Consider the following 576-nt stretch of genomic DNA (forward strand, 5'->3'; position numbering starts at 1 on the left):
TCGGTGAGCCGGTCGACCGCGGCCACCCGGAGCCGGTGGAAGCGGGCCATCACAACTCCTTGAAGTGGTCGAACGGTTCACGGCAGGCCAGGCAGCGGCGCAGCGCCTTGCACGCGGTGGAGGAGAAACGGCTGAGGAGCTCGGTCTCGGCGGAGCCGCAGTGCGGGCAGCGGACGGGCTCCGGCCCGTCGGCGGGGCCGCCCTCGCGGGTCCGTGTGGGGCCCAGCCCGACCCGGACGGGCCCGGAGGCGGCGCCCGTGCGCGGCGGGGCGATGCCGAACTCCCGCAGTTTGCGGCGGCCTTCGTCGGTGATGTCGTCGGTCGACCAGGCGGGGGCGAGGACCGTGCGCACGGTGACCTCGCGCACGCCGTTCTCGCGCAGCACGCGCTCTATGTCGAGGCTCATCACCTCGACGGCCGGGCAGCCGGTGTAGGTCGGGGTGAGGTCGACCTCGACGCTGTCCGTGCCGTGCGCCCGCACCGCGCGGACCACGCCCAGCTCGCGCAGGGTCAGCACGGGCAGCTCCGGGTCGGGCACCGAGCCGACGAGCTCCAGCAGCCGCTCCTCCAGGGGCG

At 75.0% G+C, this 576-nt stretch carries 1 protein-coding gene; it reads right to left on the minus strand.

Features of this window, described 5'->3' with window-relative positions; genetic code table 11:
- Nucleotides 1-49 precede the first annotated feature (49 nt).
- A partial coding sequence (gene paaD / locus LPA54_RS35570) for a 1,2-phenylacetyl-CoA epoxidase subunit PaaD (RefSeq protein WP_228984706.1) occupies nt 50-576 on the minus strand: 527 nt, incomplete at its 5' end.

This window comes from Streptomyces sp. DH12 (assembly GCF_020873895.1).
Taxonomy (GTDB): domain Bacteria; phylum Actinomycetota; class Actinomycetes; order Streptomycetales; family Streptomycetaceae; genus Streptomyces.